This is a genomic window from Cereibacter sediminicola (assembly GCF_007668225.1).
Classification (GTDB): domain Bacteria; phylum Pseudomonadota; class Alphaproteobacteria; order Rhodobacterales; family Rhodobacteraceae; genus Cereibacter_A; species Cereibacter_A azotoformans.
Genome location: NZ_VDEK01000020.1, coordinates 1 through 18,690 on the forward strand (window position 1 = coordinate 1; position 18,690 = coordinate 18,690).

The 18,690-nt window shown below is 70.8% G+C and carries 6 protein-coding genes and 2 pseudogenes; 7 read left to right on the forward strand and 1 reads right to left on the reverse strand.

Annotation, left to right across the window (positions count from 1 at the left end):
* From istB to FG154_RS13405, 3 genes and pseudogenes are all read left to right on the forward strand, one after another.
* Positions 1–684 (forward strand): annotated as a pseudogene (gene istB / locus FG154_RS13395) (IS21-like element helper ATPase IstB); the annotation flags it as partial.
* Between the two features lie 61 nt (positions 685–745).
* Positions 746–1,123, forward strand: a pseudogene (locus tag FG154_RS13400) (IS5/IS1182 family transposase); the annotation flags it as partial.
* 208 nt (positions 1,124–1,331) lie between these two features.
* Positions 1,332–2,027: a class I SAM-dependent methyltransferase gene (locus FG154_RS13405; protein ID WP_342779074.1), complete on the forward strand. Its 696-nt coding sequence runs from the start codon at positions 1,332–1,334 to the stop codon at positions 2,025–2,027.
* A gap of 39 nt (positions 2,028–2,066) precedes the next feature.
* Here FG154_RS13405 and FG154_RS13410 read toward each other — a convergent pair whose 3' ends face one another.
* Positions 2,067–3,026 carry a glycosyltransferase family 2 protein gene (locus tag FG154_RS13410; RefSeq protein ID WP_246100273.1) on the reverse strand — a complete coding sequence of 320 codons (960 nt, stop codon included), beginning with the start codon at positions 3,024–3,026 and terminating at the stop codon, positions 2,067–2,069.
* 346 nt (positions 3,027–3,372) lie between these two features.
* Here FG154_RS13410 and FG154_RS13415 point away from each other — a divergent pair, with 346 nt between their 5' ends.
* The 4 genes from FG154_RS13415 to FG154_RS13430 all read left to right on the forward strand — a co-directional run bounded on the left by FG154_RS13415 (position 3,373) and on the right by FG154_RS13430 (position 18,684).
* Complete coding sequence (locus FG154_RS13415) at positions 3,373–4,812, forward strand: oligosaccharide flippase family protein (RefSeq protein ID WP_281282079.1); 1,440 nt, start codon at positions 3,373–3,375, stop codon at positions 4,810–4,812.
* On the forward strand, positions 4,809–5,621 hold the full coding sequence (locus tag FG154_RS21065) for a methyltransferase, TIGR04325 family (protein ID WP_186312366.1): 813 nt from the start codon (positions 4,809–4,811) through the stop codon (positions 5,619–5,621). Before FG154_RS13415 ends, FG154_RS21065 begins: the two co-directional genes overlap by 4 nt.
* Before the next feature lie 356 nt (positions 5,622–5,977).
* Positions 5,978–15,931 carry a non-ribosomal peptide synthetase/type I polyketide synthase gene (locus tag FG154_RS13425; protein ID WP_145108788.1) on the forward strand — a complete coding sequence of 3,318 codons (9,954 nt, stop codon included), beginning with the start codon at positions 5,978–5,980 and terminating at the stop codon, positions 15,929–15,931.
* Complete coding sequence (locus tag FG154_RS13430) at positions 15,928–18,684, forward strand: condensation domain-containing protein (protein WP_145108791.1); 2,757 nt, start codon at positions 15,928–15,930, stop codon at positions 18,682–18,684. The genes FG154_RS13425 and FG154_RS13430 overlap by 4 nt, the downstream gene beginning before the upstream one ends.
* Positions 18,685–18,690: the final 6 nt, after the last annotated feature.

Here is an 18,690-nt window from a genome sequence, read left to right on the forward strand (position 1 = left end):
GTACCGATGCTGTCGCAGCTCCTGAAGGCCGAGGTCGCGGAACGCGAGGTCCGCTCCATCGCCTGTCACATGAAGGCCGCGCGCTTCCCGGCCTAAAAGGATCTCGCGGGCTTTGACTTCGCCGCCAGCGAGGCCAACGAGGCCCTGGTCCGCCAGCTGCACCGCTGCGAGTTCATCGACGGCTCCCACAATGTCGTGCTGATCGGCGGGCCCGGCACCGGGAAAACGCACATCGCAACGGCCCTCGGCGTCCAGGCTGTCGAGCACCATCGCAAGAAGGTCCGCTTCTTCTCAGCCATCGAGCTCGTCAACACGCTCGAGCAGGAGAAGACCAGAGGCAAGGCCGGGCACCTCGCCAAAAGCCTCACGCGCGCCGATCCCGTGATCCTCGACGAGCTCGGATACCTTTCGGTCTCCACCACCGGCGGTACCCTGCTGTTCCACCGTCTCAGCAAGCCCTACGGGCGCAGCAGCGTCGTCATCACCACCAACCTGAGCTTCAGCGAGTGGGCCGCGGTCTTCGGCGACGCCAGGATGACTACCGCCCTGCTCGACCGGCTCACCCACCGCTGCCACATCCTCGAGACCGGAAACGACAGCTTCCGCTGCCACGCCAGCGCCAAGGCAGCGCGCAGCAACAAGGGGGCCGACCCCAACGACCCAAACCTGAGACCACGACCATAACCTTCAGGCGGGTCACTGCTCGATAAAAAACCCGGGTCAGTACTCAGCGATAATCAACACCTACGACACACGACGCTGCCACACGGCCATCGGCGAGCGCCGCGCCACAGCCGTCATCCCGGTCCGCCGGAACGGCCGGCCCTGGAAGGAAGATGGTCCCGCCGCCCGCGCCCGCAACGAGACCCTGCGCGCCACCCGGCCCTTTGGCCGAGCGCTCAGGAAGCGATGGACAGGCTACCACGCTCGAAGCCCGATCGATGCGAAGATGCTCTCGCCGGTTCGCTCGAACCGTTGGCGCTCACCGGCTCGGCTCACGGCCTTCGGTGAACGCATCATGGCGCGGGACCCCGACCGCCAGACCGCCGAAATCCACATCCGCGTCGCTCTCACCAACCGCTTCAACGCCCTCGGCACCGACGAGATCGTCCGCGTCGCGTAACGTTAGGGCGGAAAAGGGGGCGCTATACGTCAAGCTGGCGTTCTGCAACAACTCCAGTGTCCAGTGCACTGACGAGGCGGCCATGCCGCCACCTGCAGGTGCCGAAAACTGAAATTCCAGCCACAGGCCTTTCTGTTCATGTCATTCACATCACGGAGCGGACAATTCCTATCGCAGCGGACGGAAATACGCCGGCGTCCTGTCCCCGATCCTTGCACCCCGCAGCGTGGTGGATCTGGGCTGCGGCCGCGGGACCTGGCTCAAGGCCTTCCGCGAGACCGGGGCCAAGCGCACCCTCGGGCTTGACGGCGCCTGGAACACCCCCGGCAACATGGTCGATCCCGCCATCGACTTCCGGGCCGTGGATCTGAACCGTTCGTTCAGCCTGCCCGACGGCGAACGGTTCGACCTCGCCATGTCGCTGGAAGTGGCCGAGCATCTGGAGCCGGCTGCGGCGGAGACCTTCGTGGCCTCGCTGACCGGGCTGTCGGACGTGGTGATGTTCGGGGCAGCCTTCACCGCGCAGGGCGGCACGGACCACCTGAACGAACAGCGCCCGAGCTACTGGGCGGGCCTGTTCATGAAGCAGGGCTACCGCCCTTTCGACCTCTTCCGTCCGCTGCTCTGGGGCGATCCCGAGATCGACTACTGGTATCAGCAGAACACCTTCCTCTACGTCAAGGCGCAGTCGCCGGTCATGGATATCCTCGCCGCCCACGCCCATGCGCCGATCCGCAACCTGGCCTTCATGGACTGCGTCCATCCCGACCTCTTCCTCAGTGCGGTTCGCCGGACCACCCTGCCGGCCGCCCTGACGCGGACCGCGCGGGGCATGGTGCCCGAGGCCCTGAAGCCGCTGGCCCGCAGGATCCGGCGCATCGTCCGGCGCCCGCCCGGGGCCTGAAGGCGCGCGCTCACCGGGTTCGCCCGGGAGCCGCCGCCCTCAGGGCAGGTCCAGCGCCCGCTCGGGCCGCAATCGGCCGCGCAGGAGGTCGCCGAGCGCGATCAGGTTTCCGCGCAGCCTGCCCCGCCGATCGGTCCAGGGCTCGGGCCGAACGGACTTCAGGCCGTTCGCGATCAGGTTGCGCAGCAGCATTCTCAGCGCCCGGCGCGGGCTCATGCTGCGCTTGCCGATCAGATGCACGGGGTTGGCGATCTGCGAATAGCCAAGCCGGAGGCCGCTGGTGCGCCCCGACTTCACGCCCAGATGCACGCCCCGCATCGCCTCGTTCCGCACGATCCGGCCGAAGGGGGACAGGCGGCGCGAGAAGTCCACGTCCTCGAGCCAGCCATAGAGCGGCAGCCGCTCGTCAAAACGCAGCCCCGCCAGAACCGGCCCGGCGCGGAAGGCCATGTTGCAGCCATAGCCGTTGTAGACCTCGGTCAGGCGCTCCGCGGGCGCGGGGCCCGCCGCCGCAATCAGCGCCGCCGCCTGCGCATGGCCGAGGCCCGGCCCGCAGATCCCGTCGGCCAGCACCCGGCCCGTCATCATCACCACCTCGGGGTGGTCGCGGAAACCGGCGTCCAGCCTCTCCAGGCAATCGGGAGCCAGCACGAAGTCGTCGTCGATGAACAGCACGATCTCGCCGGGCCGGATCCGGTCGAGGATGGCGTTCCTCTGCCGCGTCAGCCCCTTCGGAGCGGTCAGGAACTCGACGTCGCCGAGGCCGGGGGCCAGCCGCAGATCCGTGCTGGCCGCGACGCAGACCAGGATCCGGTCCGGCGGCCGACTCTGGCCCGAGACGGCGGCGAGCGTCGGCAGGAGCACCTCGGGTCGGCCGGTCGTGGCGATGGCGACGACGATTCCCATGCGCGGAACGCAGGCTTCCGCGCCCCTGCCGGGCAGGGGATCGCATCGCAGGGTGCCGAGGCTCGTGTCGATCGTGTCTTGGGTCATGGTCATGAATCCGATGCGGCCGGAACGGCCGCTTCCCTGGCAGGACTGCCGGATCACACCGGCTGCGATAATGCCAGTGCCGCGGCCCGGAGCAACAGGTTTCTTCCCGCCCCGCGCCCGGGCCGGACGGGCATCGGCCGGAAGGGGCAGTGGGCGGGAAGGGACTGCACCCGCCGGCCATGGTCTCGCCTTCCGGTGAAATGGACAGGCTTCCGCCCTTGGCCGACCATCGGGGCCGATAGGACGATTCGTTTCATGCCGGAAGCAGGCGGCCATAACCGCTGGAGATTTTCTTTTGACCATTGATCCCAGTGCGGACGCGCTCGGTCGAGGAGGACGGCCTCCCAGCATCGTGAAGGGCGGGATACTTACCACGATGGCCCGCGTGCTTTCGCAGGGCTCCCAGCTCGCCATCTTCCTTCTGGCCGCCCATGTCATGGGACCGGCCCAGTTCGGTGTCTTCGCCCTCGTCTCGGCGGTCGCGCTCATCGCGCTGCGCATGTCCGAGGCGGGCTGGGCCGAATTCGTGATGAGCTGGACCGGCGACGACGAGGTGCCGGGGCAGGTGCTCACCGTGGCCATCCTCTCGGGCCTCGTCGTGGGATGCGCGGGGCTGGGTCTCTCGCTGGCGGTGCAGGCCTGGCCCGGCCTCGGCGACGCGGGTCGGCTCGGGATGCTCTTCAGCCTGTGGATCTGCCTCGCCACGACCTGGACCGCGCACAACGGACTGATGCTGCACCAGCAGAGGCTGGCCGCCTCGGCCTCGGTGCTGATGCTGGGCGAGGCCGCGGGCTTCGTCGTCTCGGTCTGGGCGCTGCTCGAGGGCCACGGCATCTTCGCCATGGCCTACGGGCGGGTCGTCCAGCAGAGCGTCCAGCTCGCGCTGGCCGTCCGCATCCTGCGCACCCGCCCCCGGCTGGGGATGAAGCGCGAGGTTCTGGGGCAGCTGATGCGCTTTTCGGGCAACATCCTCGCCGCCCGGACGATCTCGACCATCAGGGTCTATGCCGCGACCTTCGTCATCGGGGCCTTCCTGGGGCCCGCCAGCGTCGGCTTCTTCCGGCTGGCGCAACGGCTGGTCGGCGCCTTCGCCGAGGTCATGAGCGAGACGGCCCGCATCATCGCCTGGAGCATGTTCCGCAGCGCCCGCACCCGTCACGGCTCCGGCCGCGGCTTCCAGGAAGAGGCGGCGGTCTTCTTCCCCGCCCTCCTCGTCCTGGCGGTGCCGGTCTTCGTCTGGATCGCGCTCGAGGCTCAGCCCCTCGTCACCGGCCTGCTGGGTCCCGAGTGGGCCCCGGCCGCGCCGGTGATCCTGATCGTGGCCCTGTCGCAATGCCTGCTGCTGCCGACCTACGCTTCCGAGCCGCTGCTCTCGCTGGCGGGCGAGGTCCGGCGGATCCCGCGGGTGTCCCTGTTCAACGCGGGCGTCGCCATCGGGCTGGCCCTTGTCACCGGGCCCGTCGGCATCATGGCGGTGGCGCTCGGGCAGGCCCTGGCGGCGGCCATTGCGCTCGCCACCAGCATCTGGCTGCAGCAGCGCCATGCGGGGCTGAACTGGCGCGGGATCCTGCCCGGTACCTTCCGCGCCTTGCCCGCCCTCGGAGCGGGGGTGGCGTTGCTGCTGCTGCTGCGGACTCAGCCCGCGATCGACGCGCTGCCGCCGCTCCTGCGCCTTGTCGCGGTCGGGTTCCCGGTGCTCGTGACCTATGCCGCAGGCCTTGCTCTCGCCTATCCCGGCGCCGCGCGGCAGGCCGCGGCCCTGCTTCTGCGCCGCGCGAAGGTGGCACCATGATCCGGCTGACCTCGCTCGCCCGGAACGGACTGAGCGGTGCGGCGCTGCCCGCCCGCGCCATGATCGGCCGGCTGCGCCAGTATGGCCCCCGGCCGCCACGCTTCGCGGGCGCCTATGGCAGCGTGGCCGAGGCGCTGGCCGCGGTTCCGCCTGGACAGCTGGCCGGCTACGACCATGAGGCCGCGACCGAGGTTTCCTTCGAGGCGATGACCCAGGTGCATCTGTGGGACTACCCGGTGCTGTTCTGGCTCGACCGGGTGCTGGCTCCCGGCATGACCGTGCTGGATGCCGGCGGCCATCTCGCGACCAAGCACACCGCCTTCCGCCGGTTCCTGCACCTGTCCGGCATCACCTGGGCGGTGCTGGACCTGCCGGCCATCGTGCAGCGCGGCCGCCGGCTGCAGGCCGAGGGCCACCTGCCGGCCTCCGTGCAGTTCCACGAGGACCCCTCTGCCTGCCCGGCCGCCGACGTGCTGCTGGCCTCGGGGCTGCTGCAGTATCTCGAACAGCCCCTCGCCGATCTGGTGGACAGGCTGGCGCAGCGCCCCTCGGTCATCCTGCTCAACAAGGTGGCCACGCGCGATGGGCCCGAAGTGGTCACGCTCGAACGGATCGGGCCGACCCGCGTCGCCTACCGCATCCGCAACCACGGCCAGTTCAAGCAGGAATTGCGCGGGATGAACCTCCACTTGATGGACGAATGGGTGATTCCCGGACTCGGCCATCGGATCGCTACCCATCCGGGTCTGGGGACGAGCATCAGTCGTGGGTTTGCGCTGAGTTCGCATCCCCCTAAAGCCGTACGATAAGATTTTCGGACCGGAAAAATTATGACTTTCGTCGACGATCCGATTGTTCTTCCGGAAACCGGACAGTTGCCGTAAAAAGTCTTGATTACAAAGCGATAAATCCGACGATGTCAGAGCGTTCATTGCAGGCTGGTAAAATACATGGTTTTCAATCTGCGCGTGATTGACAAGGTGGTGGGGTTGTCGCGATGAATGAGGGCGGGCGGAACGGTCCAGCGATCGCCCGGATTTGAACTCAAAGCCTGAGGCTGGCGCGGCGAAACGTCAGCCAGACATCGAAAGCCGGCTCCTCGGGATTGGAAAGAGACATTCATGATAACGGGCCCGTCTGCCCGTTCATTAAAAGGTGTTGCGTAGTGTCCAGCAGAGACTCCGCTCCGCTTGAGAATGCGTTTCAGGACTTCACCCCGGCCCTGCCGCTTTTCAACATATTTGAAAACGTGGTCGGCACGCGCCCTGAGGCGGCCGCCCTGATCTCCGAACGGACGCGCCTGACCTATCGCGAGCTGCACGCCCGCGCCGTTTCCCTGGCCGCCCGGCTGGTGCGGTCGGGCGTGGGCCCCGGAGACGTGGTCGGCATCGTCTCGGGACGCTCGGTCGAGGCGCTGATCGGCATGCTGGCTATCCTGCGCGCGGGCGGCGCCTACATGCCGCTCGATCCGACCTATGCCCGCGAACAGCTCGCCTACATGGTCGGGGATGCCGGCCCCGTGCTGCTGCTGCATGCCTCGGGCGAAGCGGACCTGGCCCGGACGCTGGCGGCGGGGGCGCGTCCCGTGCTGGCCATCGCGGAGGATCCGCAAGCCGCGGAGGCCGCCTCGTCCCTGCCGGACTGGCCCGCGCGCAGCGGCGAGGATCTGGCCTATGTCATGTACACGTCGGGCTCCACCGGCAAGCCCAAGGGCGTCGAGATCCCGCAACGCGGCGTGGCGCGGCTTGCGATCCGGCAGCCGGACTGCCAGTACCTGCCCTCCGACGTGGCGCTGCACAGCTCGACCTTCGGCTGCGACGGGTCGGTGCTCGAGATCTGGGGGCCGCTGCTGAATGGTGCCGCGCTGATCGTCATCGAGACGCCGAAGCCCGCGCTGGAGGTGATCGCCTCCACGATCCTCGGGCAGGGCGTGTCGGCGATGGTGCTCTACACCGGGATCTTCCACCTGATGGCCGAGCATCACCCCGAGGCGGTCGGCCGGCTGCGCCTGCTGATCGTGGGTGGCGACGTGATGATGCCGCGGCTGGCCGCGCGCGCGCTCGAGCACGGGGAGATCCACGGCCCCGGGCTGAAGCTCGTCAACGCCTACGGGCCGACCGAGAACACGGTGATCGGCACGCTCCATGTGGTGGCGCCCGCGGATTTCGATGGCTCTCCGTTGCCGATCGGCCGTGTAGCGGCGCATGACGAGGTGCTGGTGCTGGACGAGACCCTGGCCGAACTGCCGGACGGCGAGGCGGGGCAGCTCGCCCTCACCGGACCCGGGCTCGCCCTCGGCTACCGCAACAAACCCGAGCAGACCGCCGAGCGCTTCGTGCCGGACCCGCGACCGGGCCGCGAGGGAAAGATCTATCTCACCGGCGACCTGGTGCGGCGGCGGCCGGACGGGGTGGTGCAGTTCCTCGGGCGGATCGACCGGCAGGTGAAGCTCGGCGGGCGGCGGATCGAACTCGACGAGGTCGAGCATGTGCTGCGCCGCCAGCCCATGGTCGAGGACGGCTCGGTCGAGGTCATCCGCGCGCCGAACGGGGACCGGCGCCTCGCGGGCTTCGCGCGGCTCGTCGAGGGGACGGATCTCGACCCCGAGGCGGCGGCCGCGGCCATCCGCGAAGGCATGGCGCGTGAACTGCCCGAGGCGATGGTGCCGGGACTGGTGACCGTGCTCGAGGCGCTGCCGCTCACGCCCGCCAACAAGATCGACCGCAAGGCACTGGTGGCACTCGCCGAGGCGCGGCAGGCCGAGGCGGCCGCCGTCCTGGCCGACGAGCCCGTCGCGGAGGATGCCTCCGGGACCCCGGCGGCGCACCCGGCCGCGCCTGTTGCCTCCGTCACCGAGCTTCGGGCCCGCATCGCCGCCCTCTGGCAGCGGGTGCTCGGCTGCGGCCCGGTTCCGCCCGGGCGGACCTTCTTCGAGATGGGCGGCAGCTCGCTGCAGCTCATCGACGTCCATGCGCTGCTCGAGAAGGAACTGGGCCTGCGCATCGACATCACCCTCATGTTCGAGACCCCCCGCCTGCAGGACCTGGCCGAGCGTCTGGCCGCCCTCGTCGGGGCCCCCGCCGCCGGGGCGGAGGCCGCGGTCCCGGCCGCCCCCGCACAGGACGAGGGCGCCATCGCCATCGTCGGCATGGCGGGGCGCTTCCCCGGCGCGCCGAGCGTCGAGGATCTGTGGCGGCACGTGACCGAGGGCACGAGCCTCTTCCGCCGCTTCGACCCCGCCGAGATCGAGGACGTCTTCACCCCGGCCGAGCGCGCCGCGCGCGGCTATGTGCCCGTCCGGCCGGGTCTCCAGGACGTGGAGCTGTTCGACGCCCGCTATTTCGGCATGTATCCGAAGGAGGCCGCCGCCACCGACCCGCAGGCGCGGCTCTTTCTCGAGACCTGCGTCGAGGCGCTGGAACAGGCGGGGACCGATCCCGCCCGTCCTCCGGGGGCGATCGGAGTCTTCGCCGGCGCGTCCTTCAGCACCTATCTCGTCCGCCACGTGCTGCGCGACCGGGCCACGGCCGAGGCCTTTGCCACCGGCTACCAGGTGGACATGTTCGCCGAGATCCTCGGCAACATCTCCGACACGCTGGCGACGCGGGCGGCCTTCAAGCTCGGCCTGCAGGGGCCCGCGATCACGGTCAGCACCGCCTGCTCGACCTCGCTCGTGGCCATCGCCCAGGCCTGCCAGTCGCTGCGGGCGGGCCAGTCCGACATGGCGCTGGCGGGCGGCGTCTCGATCACCTTCCCGCAGAAGCGTGGCTACCGCTGCACCGAAGGTGGGATGGTATCGGAAAGCGGCGCCTGCCGCCCGTTCGACGGCCGCGCCGACGGCACCGTCTTCGGCCATGGCGTGGGGGTCGTGGTGCTGAAGCGGCTCGCGGATGCGCTGGCGCAGGGCGACACGATCCACGCGGTGATCCGCGGCGTGGGCATCAACAACGACGGGCGGGACAAGATCGCCTATACCGCCCCATCGGTCACCGGCCAGGCCGGGGCGATCCGCATGGCGCATCGCGACGCCGGGGTGGAGCCCGCCTCGATCGGCTATGTCGAATGCCACGGCACCGCCACGCCGCTCGGCGACCCGGTCGAGATCCGCGGCCTGGCCTCGGCCTTCGGGGAAGCGCCGCAGGGGCGCATCGCGCTCGGCTCGGTCAAGGGCAACATCGGCCACCTCGACGCGGCGGCCGGCGTCACCAGCGTCATCAAGACGGCCCTCGTGCTGCGCGAGGGGCTGATCCCCCCGATGGCGGGCTTCGAGACCCCGAACCCTCGCATTCCCTTTGCCGAGCTTCCCTTCCGCGTGCCGACCGCCGCCACCCGCTGGACCGGCGAGGGTCCGCGCCGCGCGGGCGTGAGTTCCTTCGGCGTGGGCGGGACCAACGTCCATCTGGTGCTCGAGGAACCCCCGGCGGCCCCCGCGGCAGAGCCGGTGACGGCGCCGCAGGTCCTGCCGATCTCGGCCCGCTCGCCCGAGGCGCTGGCGGCGCTGGCGGCGCGCATGGCGGGGTATCTGGACAGCCATGCCGGGGATCTCGCCGATGTGGCCTTCACCCTGCAGGAAGGCCGCACCGTCCACGACCACCGGCTGGCCATCGCCGCACGCGAGCCGGCCGAGGCCGCGGCCCGGCTGCGCAAGGCCGTGCCCCCCAAGGGCCCCGCGCCCGCCGACGCGCCACCGGTGGTGTTCCTCTTCCCCGGCCAGGGCTCGCAATATCCCGGCATGGGCTCGGGCCTCTATGCCGAGGAACCCGAATACCGCCGCTGGATCGACGAGGGGGCGGCGATCCTCGAGCCGCTCCTCGGGCTCGACCTGAACCAGCTTCTCTGCTTCGGCGACACCTCGGACAAGGATATGGCGCGGGCGCTGCGCGACACGCGCCTGACCCAGCCCGCGCTGTTCCTGACCCAGGTCGCCACCGCGAGGCTCTGGCTGTCGCGCGGCATCCGGCCCTCGGCCATGATCGGCCATTCGGTGGGCGAGTTCGCCGCCGCCGTGATCTCGGGCGCAATGAGCTTCGCGGACGGGCTGCGCATCATCGCCCGGCGCGGGCAGCTGATGCAGGACATGCCCGGCGGCGCCATGCTGGCCGTCCGGGCCGAGGCGGCGCGCATCGAGCCGCTGCTGCGGCCTGGCGTGGATCTCGCCGCGCGCAACGCGCCGAAGCTCAACGTGCTGGCCGGATCCTTCGAGGCGATCGAGGCGATGGAGGCGACGCTGGCCGGGGCGGGCATCGCCTGCTCGCGGCTCCATACCTCGCATGCCTTCCATTCGGCCATGATGGATCCGGTCTGCGAGGCGCTGGCAGGGGAACTCGCCGGCCTCGACCTGAAGGCGGGAGAGATCCCGTGGATTTCCTGCGTCACCGGGGCCCGGGTAACGGAGAAGGAGGCGCGCGACCCGGCCTACTGGGCCCATCAGGCGCGCGCCACGGTCAACTTCGATGCCGCCATCCGGGTTGCGGCATCCGAAGGGCAGGCCCCTGTGCTGCTCGAGGTCGGGGCGGGAAGCACGCTCTCGACCTTCGCCGCGCAATGCCTGTCGCGCCTTGGCCATGGCGGTATCCTCCAGTCGCTGCCGGATCACACCAGACCGGTTCCGGACGGTTTCGCCATGACCGAAGCGCTGGCCGGGCTCTGGGCGGCGGGCGTTCCGGTGGACTGGTCACGGGCCGGTCCGCGCGGCTCCCGCCGCCTGCCGCTTCCCACCTATCCGTTCGAGCGGCGCCGGCACTGGATCGACGCGCCGCCCGCCGCGGCATCCGCGCACGTGGCCGCCGCCATTCCCGCGCCCCTGCCCGTCCCGGCAGAGCCGACCGCGGCCCCCGCACCGACCGCCGTCCTGCAGAGCCCCTACCCTGGAGAGTCCCTTCCGATGACCAGCACGCCTTCGCGCAGCCTGCGCCTCAGTTCCGACCTCCTGGCCCTGCTCGCAGACCTTTCTGGCGAGGAACTCGGGCCCGACCAGGCCGAGACGAGCTTCCTGGAGCTGGGCTTCGACAGCCTCTTCCTCGGTCAGGTCGCGCAGCGGCTCGCGCGGGACCATGGGGTCGAACTGACCTTCCGGCAGCTGCTTTCGGATTATCCGTCCGTGGCGGCGCTCGCCGCGCACATGGATGCCGTCCTGCCGCCGGACGAGCCGGTGGCGGCCGCGCCCGTGGCCCGGGTTGCCGTCGCCGGCACGTCTCCCGCCGGAAGTGAGACCCCCGCCCCCGCCATGGCAATGCCTCCCACGCCGCCTGCGGCCTTCGCCGCCCCGGCCCTGCCGGCCGAGGGGATTGCGGGCGTGCTGCAGTCGCAGATGCAGACCATGCAGGCGATCTTCACCGAACAGTTGCGCGCCCTGGGCGGACAGGCCCCTGCTGCGCTTGCCCCTGCCGCCCCCGTCGCGGTGCAGGCTCCTGCGCCCGTTCCCGTCTCCGTTCCGGCGCCCGTGGCCCAGCTGGCGGCGCCGGCCGTGCAGGCCGGGGGGGCCGAGGAGGCTCCGGCCTCCGCCCGCTTCCGCTTCGGCCGCGGCGTCGATCTCTCCGGCGGCCAGTTCGACGCCCGCCAGCAGGCCTTCGTCAATGATCTCGCCCGGCGCTACTCGGCGAAACATGCCGGCTCCAAGGCCCATACCGCGAAGCACCGCCCCGTCCATGCCGACCCGCGCACCGCCGCGGGCTTCCGGCAGGAATGGAAGGAGCTGGTCTTCCCGATCGTCGCCGAGCGGGCCAAGGGCGCGCGGATCTGGGACATCGACGGCAACGAGTTCATCGATCTCGTGAACGGCTTCGGCCAGACCGCCTTCGGCCATTCGCCCGATTTCGTGCTGGATGCCGTGCGGCGGCAGCTGCAAAAGGGCTTCCCCATTGGCCCGCAGGCGGAACTGGCGGGCCCCGTCGCCGCGAAATTTGCCCGTATGGTGGGGCACGAGCGGGTGACCTTCTGCAACACCGGATCCGAGGCGGTGATGGCCGCCATGCGGCTCGCCCGCGCGGTCACGGGACGCGACCGGATCGTGGTCTTCGGCAACGACTACCACGGCCAGTTCGACGAGGTGCTGGTCAAGGGCCGCAGCCGCGGCGGCGATCCCGTGGCGCTGCCGATCGCGCCGGGTATCCCGCGCTCGGGCCTCGGCAACATGGTGGTGCTGGGCTATGGCGCGCCGGAAAGCCTCGAGTGGCTGCGCGCCAACGGCCGCGACGTTGCCGCCGTCATCGTCGAGCCCGTCCAGAGCCGCCACCCCGAGTTGCGCCCGGCCGAGTTCGTGCGCGAGCTGCGCGCCATCACCGCCCAGCAGGGCTCGGCGCTGGTGATGGACGAGGTGGTGACCGGCTTCCGCACCCACCGGCGCGGGATGCAGGGCCTCTGGGGGATCGAGGCCGACATGGCGACCTACGGCAAGGTGCCGGGCGGCGGCATGCCGGTGGGGATCCTCGCGGGCAAGGGCCGCTTCATGAACGCCCTCGACGGCGGTCTCTGGGGCTATGGCGATGACAGCCGCCCCGACACGCCGCCCACCTTCTTTGCCGGCACCTTCGTGCGCCATCCGCTGGTGGTGGCGGCGGTCGATGCCGTGCTCGACCATCTGGAAACGCAGGGGGATGACCTCTGGACCGCTACGGCCGAGCGGGCGGCAGTGCTCGCCGCGCGACTGAACCGGGCCCTCACCTCGCGCGGCCTGCCCGAACTCATCCACGGGTTCTCGAGCTGGTTCGCCCTGAACCTGTCGCAGCACGAGGCGCGCGCCTCGCTCGCCTATCCGCTGATGCGGATGGAGGGGATCCACATCATCGACAGCTACTGCGGCTTCCTGACAACATCCCACGGCGAGCAAGAGTGCGACCGCATCGCCCGCGCCTTCGAGAGCGCGCTGGACCAGTTGCAGTCGATCGGCATCCTTGCCTCCGGGACCGAGGCGGCGGCGCCGCCCGCGGACATCGCGGCTCCCACAGCCGCCCCCGCCGCGGCGCCGCCCACGAACGCCATCCCGCTGACCGAGGCGCAGCGCGAGATCTGGATGACGAGCCAGCTGGGCGACGCGGCCTCGTGCAGCTTCAACGAGGGTGCCTCTCTGCATCTCGACGGGCCGCTCGACGTGGCGGCGCTGGAGGCGAGCCTGTCCGACATCCTCGCCCGGCACGACAGCCTGCGGCTGGTCTTCGCCCGCTCGGGCGAGAGGTTCGACGTGACGGATCCCGCGCCGGTGGACCTGCCGCTCACCGACCTGTCGGAGGCGCCCGACCCCGAGGCGGCGCTGGCCGGGATCCTGCAGGCCGAGGCCGAGACCCCGCTCGACCTGGTGGCGGGACCGCCGATCCGCTTCCGGCTGGTCCGCGGCGGCCCTGACCGGCACACGCTGGTCGCCACCGCCCATCATATCGTCTGCGACGGCTGGTCCTACAACGTGATCTTCACCGACCTCGCCGCGCTCTACGCCGCCCGCGTCGAGGGACGGGCAGCCGCGCTGCCGCCCGCACCCTCCTTCGCCGCCCATGCACTGGCGCGCCGGCCGCACGACCCGGCGCACGAAGCCTGGTGGCGCGGCGAATATGCCACCGTGCCTGCCCTGCCCAACCTGCCGGGCGACCGGCCGCATCCGGCGATCAAGAGCTTCCGGGGGGGCACCGTCACCGAGCGGCTCGACGCCGAGGTGCTGAAGCTCGCCCGGAAGGCCGGGGCGAAGCAGGGCTGCACGCTGTTCGCAACCCTTTTCGCGGCGCTGCAGATCACGCTTGGCCAGCTCTCTGCGGCTCAGGACGTGGTGCTGGCGGTGCCGACCGGAGGGCAGGCGCTCCTGCCCGATCCGAACCTCGTCGGCCATTGCGTGAACTTCCTGCCGGTGCGCGTGCCCTTCGCCGAAGGCGCCACGGCGGCGGATCACCTGAAGGCCGTGCGCGACAAGGTGCTGGCCGCGCTCGACCATTCCGACGTCACCTATGGAACGCTCGTGCGCGAGTTGAAGATCGAGCGCAGCCTGAACCGGCTGCCGCTGACCGAAGTGCAGTTCAACCTGGAAAAGGTGGCCGAGGGGCTGGCGATGCCGGGGCTTTCGGTTGCCACCCATCCGAACCCGAAGGCCGCGGTCAACTTCGACCTCTTCTTCAACATGATCGAAAGCCGCGAAGGGCTGCGACTGGACGTCGATTACAATTCCGACGTCTACGAGGCCGCAACCGTGCGGCGCTGGATCGGCCATTTCGCCCTTGTGCTGCGCGGGTTGGCCGAGGATGCCGACCGTCCGCTGGCGGACCTGCCGCTCGTCGAGGAAGGCGCGCTGCCCGCCCTTCCCGCCACCCTCATCGCACCCCCGGCCGCGCCCACGCTGCATGGGCTGGTGGCGGCCGCCGCGGCGCGCTGGCCCGAGGCTCCGGCCATCGAATTTGCGGGCCGCAGCCTCACCCATGCCGAGCTTGCCCGGCAGAGCGACGCGCTGGCGGCGCGGCTTCGTGCCGCCCTGCCCGAGGGGCGCGGCCGGGTGGCCGTGGCGCTCGAGCGTTCCGAGCTGCTGCCCGTGGCGCTTCTGGCCGTGATGAAGGCGGGCCATGCCTTCGTGCCGCTCGACCCGCGCCACCCGCCGACCCGGCTGCGCCATGTGCTGGAAGCCGCGCGGGCGCAGGCGCTGATCCTGCCCGACGCCATGCTTCCCGCCTATGCCGAGGGGCTGGAGATCGCCGCCATCGGGGTCGCGGGCGAGGCGCCGGAACCCGTGAGCCTGCCCGCCACCGGACCGGACGATCCGGCGTACGTGATCTTCACCTCCGGCTCCACCGGCACGCCGAAGGGAGTCGAGATCCCGCACCGCGCCGTGGTGAACTGCCTGTCGTCGATGGCGGCCGAGCCCGGCTTCACCGCCGCCGACCGGCTGCTGTCGGTCACCACCGTCTCGTTCGACATCGCCATACTCGAGCTCTTCCTGCCGCTGATTTCGGGCGGCTCGGTGGTGGTGGCCGCGACCGAGGACGTGCTCGACGGCTTCCGCCTCGCCGCGCGGCTGGGCCAGGGCGACATCACCGTAATGCAGGCCACCCCCACGCTCTGGGGGATGCTGCTGGAAGCCGGGCTGAAGATCCCCGCGGGGCTGAAGGTCATGGCGGGGGGCGAGCCGCTGCCGCTCGACCTCGCACGCCGGCTGATGGCGGAGGGGGCCGAGCTGTGGAACCTCTACGGGCCGACCGAGACGACGATCTGGTCGGCCGTGAACCGCATCCGGCCCGAGGATGCGACGATCACCATCGGCCATCCGATCGCCAACACCGCGCTCCATGTCCTCTCGCCGGAGGGCCGGCCGCTGCCGGTGGGGGTGACGGGAGAGCTGAACATCGGCGGCGCGGGCCTCGCCACCGGCTATTTCGGCCGCGAGGACCTGACGCGGCCCGCTTTCCGCAAGCTGACGGTGGGGGGGCGGACCCAACGGCTCTACCGCACCGGCGACCGGGCGCGGCTGCTGGCGGATGGCTCGGTCGAACTTCTTGGCCGCGGCGACGGCCAGATCAAGCTGCGCGGCTTCCGCATCGAACTCGGAGAGATCGAGATGGCGCTGCGCGCCGTGGACGGCGTGGCCCAGGCGGCGGTTGACCTGCGGACCAATCCACGCGGCGAGAAGCAGCTCGTGGCCTGGATCGTGCCCGAGGCGGGCGCCGATCCCGCACCCGAGACGCTGATGGCCGCGCTGGAGCGGGTGCTGCCGAACTACATGATCCCGTCGCGCTGGGTCACGCTGAGCGCACTGCCGCAGACGCTGAACGGCAAGCTCGACCGCAAGGCGCTGCCCGCGCCCGAGGCCGCGGCGCCCGTCACGCCGCTGCGCGAGCTGACGCGGCCCGCCACGCCCATGGAGGAACGCCTCGCCGGGATCTGGGCCGAGGTGCTGGGGATGGAGGCGATCTCGACCACCGACACGCTCTATGCGCTCGGGGCGGATTCGCTCACCGTCTTCCGCATCGCCGCCCGGATGCTCGATGCGGGCCTGAACCTCGAGGCGCGCGACCTTCTCCAGCATCCGACCATCCGCGACCTCGCCGCCTTCGCCGCGAGCCGCGAGGCCTCCGGCGCGCCCGCGGGCGCCCGGCCCTCGCTGCGCTCGTTCCGCCACGGCGCGCGGCGCGAAGGAGCCATCGCATCATGACCCACCCGCTTCCCCTGACCGAGCCGGTCGTCGCCCGCTTCCCCGCGACCGCCACGCAGCTGCGCTTCTGGTTCCTCGACCAGATGACGCCCGGCACCCCGGCGCTGAACGTGGCGGTGCGCTGGGAGCTCCGCGGCCAGGTCCTGCCGTCGAGCATCGAGGCCGCCTTCCAGCGCGTCGTCGACCGGCACGAGATCCTGCGCACGCGGCTGGTGGAGGAGGACGGCCAGCTGATGCAGGAAGTGGCGGCCGCGGTCCGCTTCCGCCTGAGCGTGGTCGAGTTGCGCGTCGCGGCGGGCGAGGACCCGTCCGAGCGGATCGAGGCCATCGCGCAGGAGACGGGCGCGGTGCCCTTCGACCTTGCCAAGCCTGGCCTGATGCGGGCGACGCTGGTCCGCCTGTCGCCGGAACGGGCGATGCTGTTGATCGTGGCGCATCATGTCTGTTTTGACGGCTTTTCGATCCGCGTCCTCGGCCACGAGATCGGCACCATCGCCGAAGCGATCGAGGCGGGCCGCGAGCCCGACCTGCCCGAGCTGCCGCTGCAATACGGCGACTACGCGCTCTGGCAGCAGGAATACCTCGCCTGCGGCGTCCTGGAGGAGGACGGCGCCTACTGGAAGGCGCAGCTGGCCGACGCGCCCTATTTCGAGATCGAGGCCGACTTCCCCCGTGCGAGCCGCCGCGGCACCGCCGCCGCCATGACTTCGGTCGTGCTGCCGCCGTCCTTCGGCGAGCGGCTCGAGGCCGAGGCGAAGCGGCGCGAGGTCTCGGTCTTCGCCTATGGCACAGCGGTGCTCTCGGCCTGCCTTGCGCGCTTCACGGGGCAGACCGACATCCTGATCGGGACCCAGGTGGCCAGCCGCAACGACGTGGATCTCGAGCCGCTGATCGGCGTCTTCATCAACAACCTCGTGCTGCGCCTGCCGACCGACCCCGAGGCGGCCTTCGCTGACCATCTCGGCCGGGTGCGGGGCGTGGTGCAGGAGGCGCTGGCGCATCAGTCAATGCCGTTCCACAAGCTCGTGGAGCTGATGAACCCGCCGCGCGATCCCTCGCGCATGCCGCTCATTTCGATCAACTTCAACATCCAGCGCACCTTCCTGCAGAACCGCCGCTACGGGAAGTTCGAGCTGCTCTCGGCACCGTCCCACACGCCGGGCGCGGTCTACGATCTGAACTTCCAGATCGTGGGGCGGCCCTCGGGCTGGCGGGTGACGCTGGAATACGCGACCGAACTCTTCCAGCCGGCCACCGCGCAGGCGCTGCTCGACCTGCTGGTGGCAGGCTTCGATCAGGCGCTGGACCATCCGGGCGAGCCGCTGAAAGCCCTGCCGCTCGACCATGCGGTGCTGGAACGACGCGACCGGCAGGCGGGGCGGCTCGCCCGGCTGGAAGCCGCCGCCCGCGACATGGGCGGTGTGGCCGATGCCGCGGCGGTGGCCGAGCCGGACGGCACCTATCTCTTCGTCGTGCCTCGGCCGGATCACGCCGGCCCGCTCGAGGACCTGCCGGCCGAGGTGGCGGCCCATCTGGCGACGCGGCTCGATCCGGCGGACGTGCCCTGGGGGGTGAGCCTGCTTCTCGCTCTGCCCCGCGACGCCGAGGGCAACCTGCGCCGCGACCGGCTGCGCGTGCCGAAGAAGCCGACCTCTGCCCCGGCGGCGCCCGCATCCGCCCCGCTCCGCAGCATCGAGGCGCAGCTCATCCGGATCTGGAAGGACGTGCTCGACCGCGACACGGTCGAGCCCACATCGAACTTCTTCCACCTCGGCGGCCATTCGCTCCTGGTGCTGCGGATGCTGACCCGGGTGCGCGACGAACTGGGGGCCGAGATCGGCATCGGCGCGATCTACGACAACCCGCGGCTCTGCGACCTCGCGGGCGTTATCCGCGCGCAGACGGCGCCCGCGCCCGCGCCGGACAAGGACGACTGGCGCATCCTGCCGCTTCAGCGGGGCGGCAGCGGCACGCCGCTGATCGCGGTCAACAACGCCTGGACGGCGACGGCCATCCACGCGGGCTTCTCGGCCGATCGCCCGGCGATCTGCGTGCGGCTGTTCGACGGCTCGCCGGGGCAGGAGCATGGCCGGCACAGCATGGAGGACATCGCCACCGACTATGCCGACATCATCCTCAGGGCGCAGCCGCAGGGGCCGTTCCTGCTGTTCGGCATCTGCGTCCACGGCAACGTGGCGCTGGAGGCCGCGCGGGTGCTGAAGGCGCGCGGCCACGACATCGCGGCGGTGGTGCTCAAGGACGTGTGGGAGCCCGGCTTCGTCGAGCGGATGCTGGCCGACCGGCGGCTGCGCTGGCTTGACCGGCGCCACACGCTGAAACGGCGGGTCCGGCGCTGGTGGGTGGGGCAGATGTCGACCGACGCCTTCCTGGGCGGCTACAGGATCATCCGCCTCTCGGGCGCGCTGCATGTCGCCCGCGCGCTGCGCCTGATCGGCCGCGTGCGCCGGACCGACCTGGAGCCGGAGGAGGAGGACTTCATCGACTTCCTCGTCGCCGCCCGCGACCGCTATCGCCCCGATCCCATCGACGTGCCGGTGCTGCATGTGGTGACCGACGACGTGCCGCGCGCACGGGGCTTTGATGCCTCCATCGGCTGGGAACATGTGGTGACGGGGCGGCTGAAGACCGTCCACATCCCCGAGGTCGTCGCGTTGGGCGCCTTGCGCATCGGCACCGACCGGCTGGCCGAGGAGATCGAGACCTTCCTGGCCGAAGGATCCTCGGGGCGTTGATCGGCC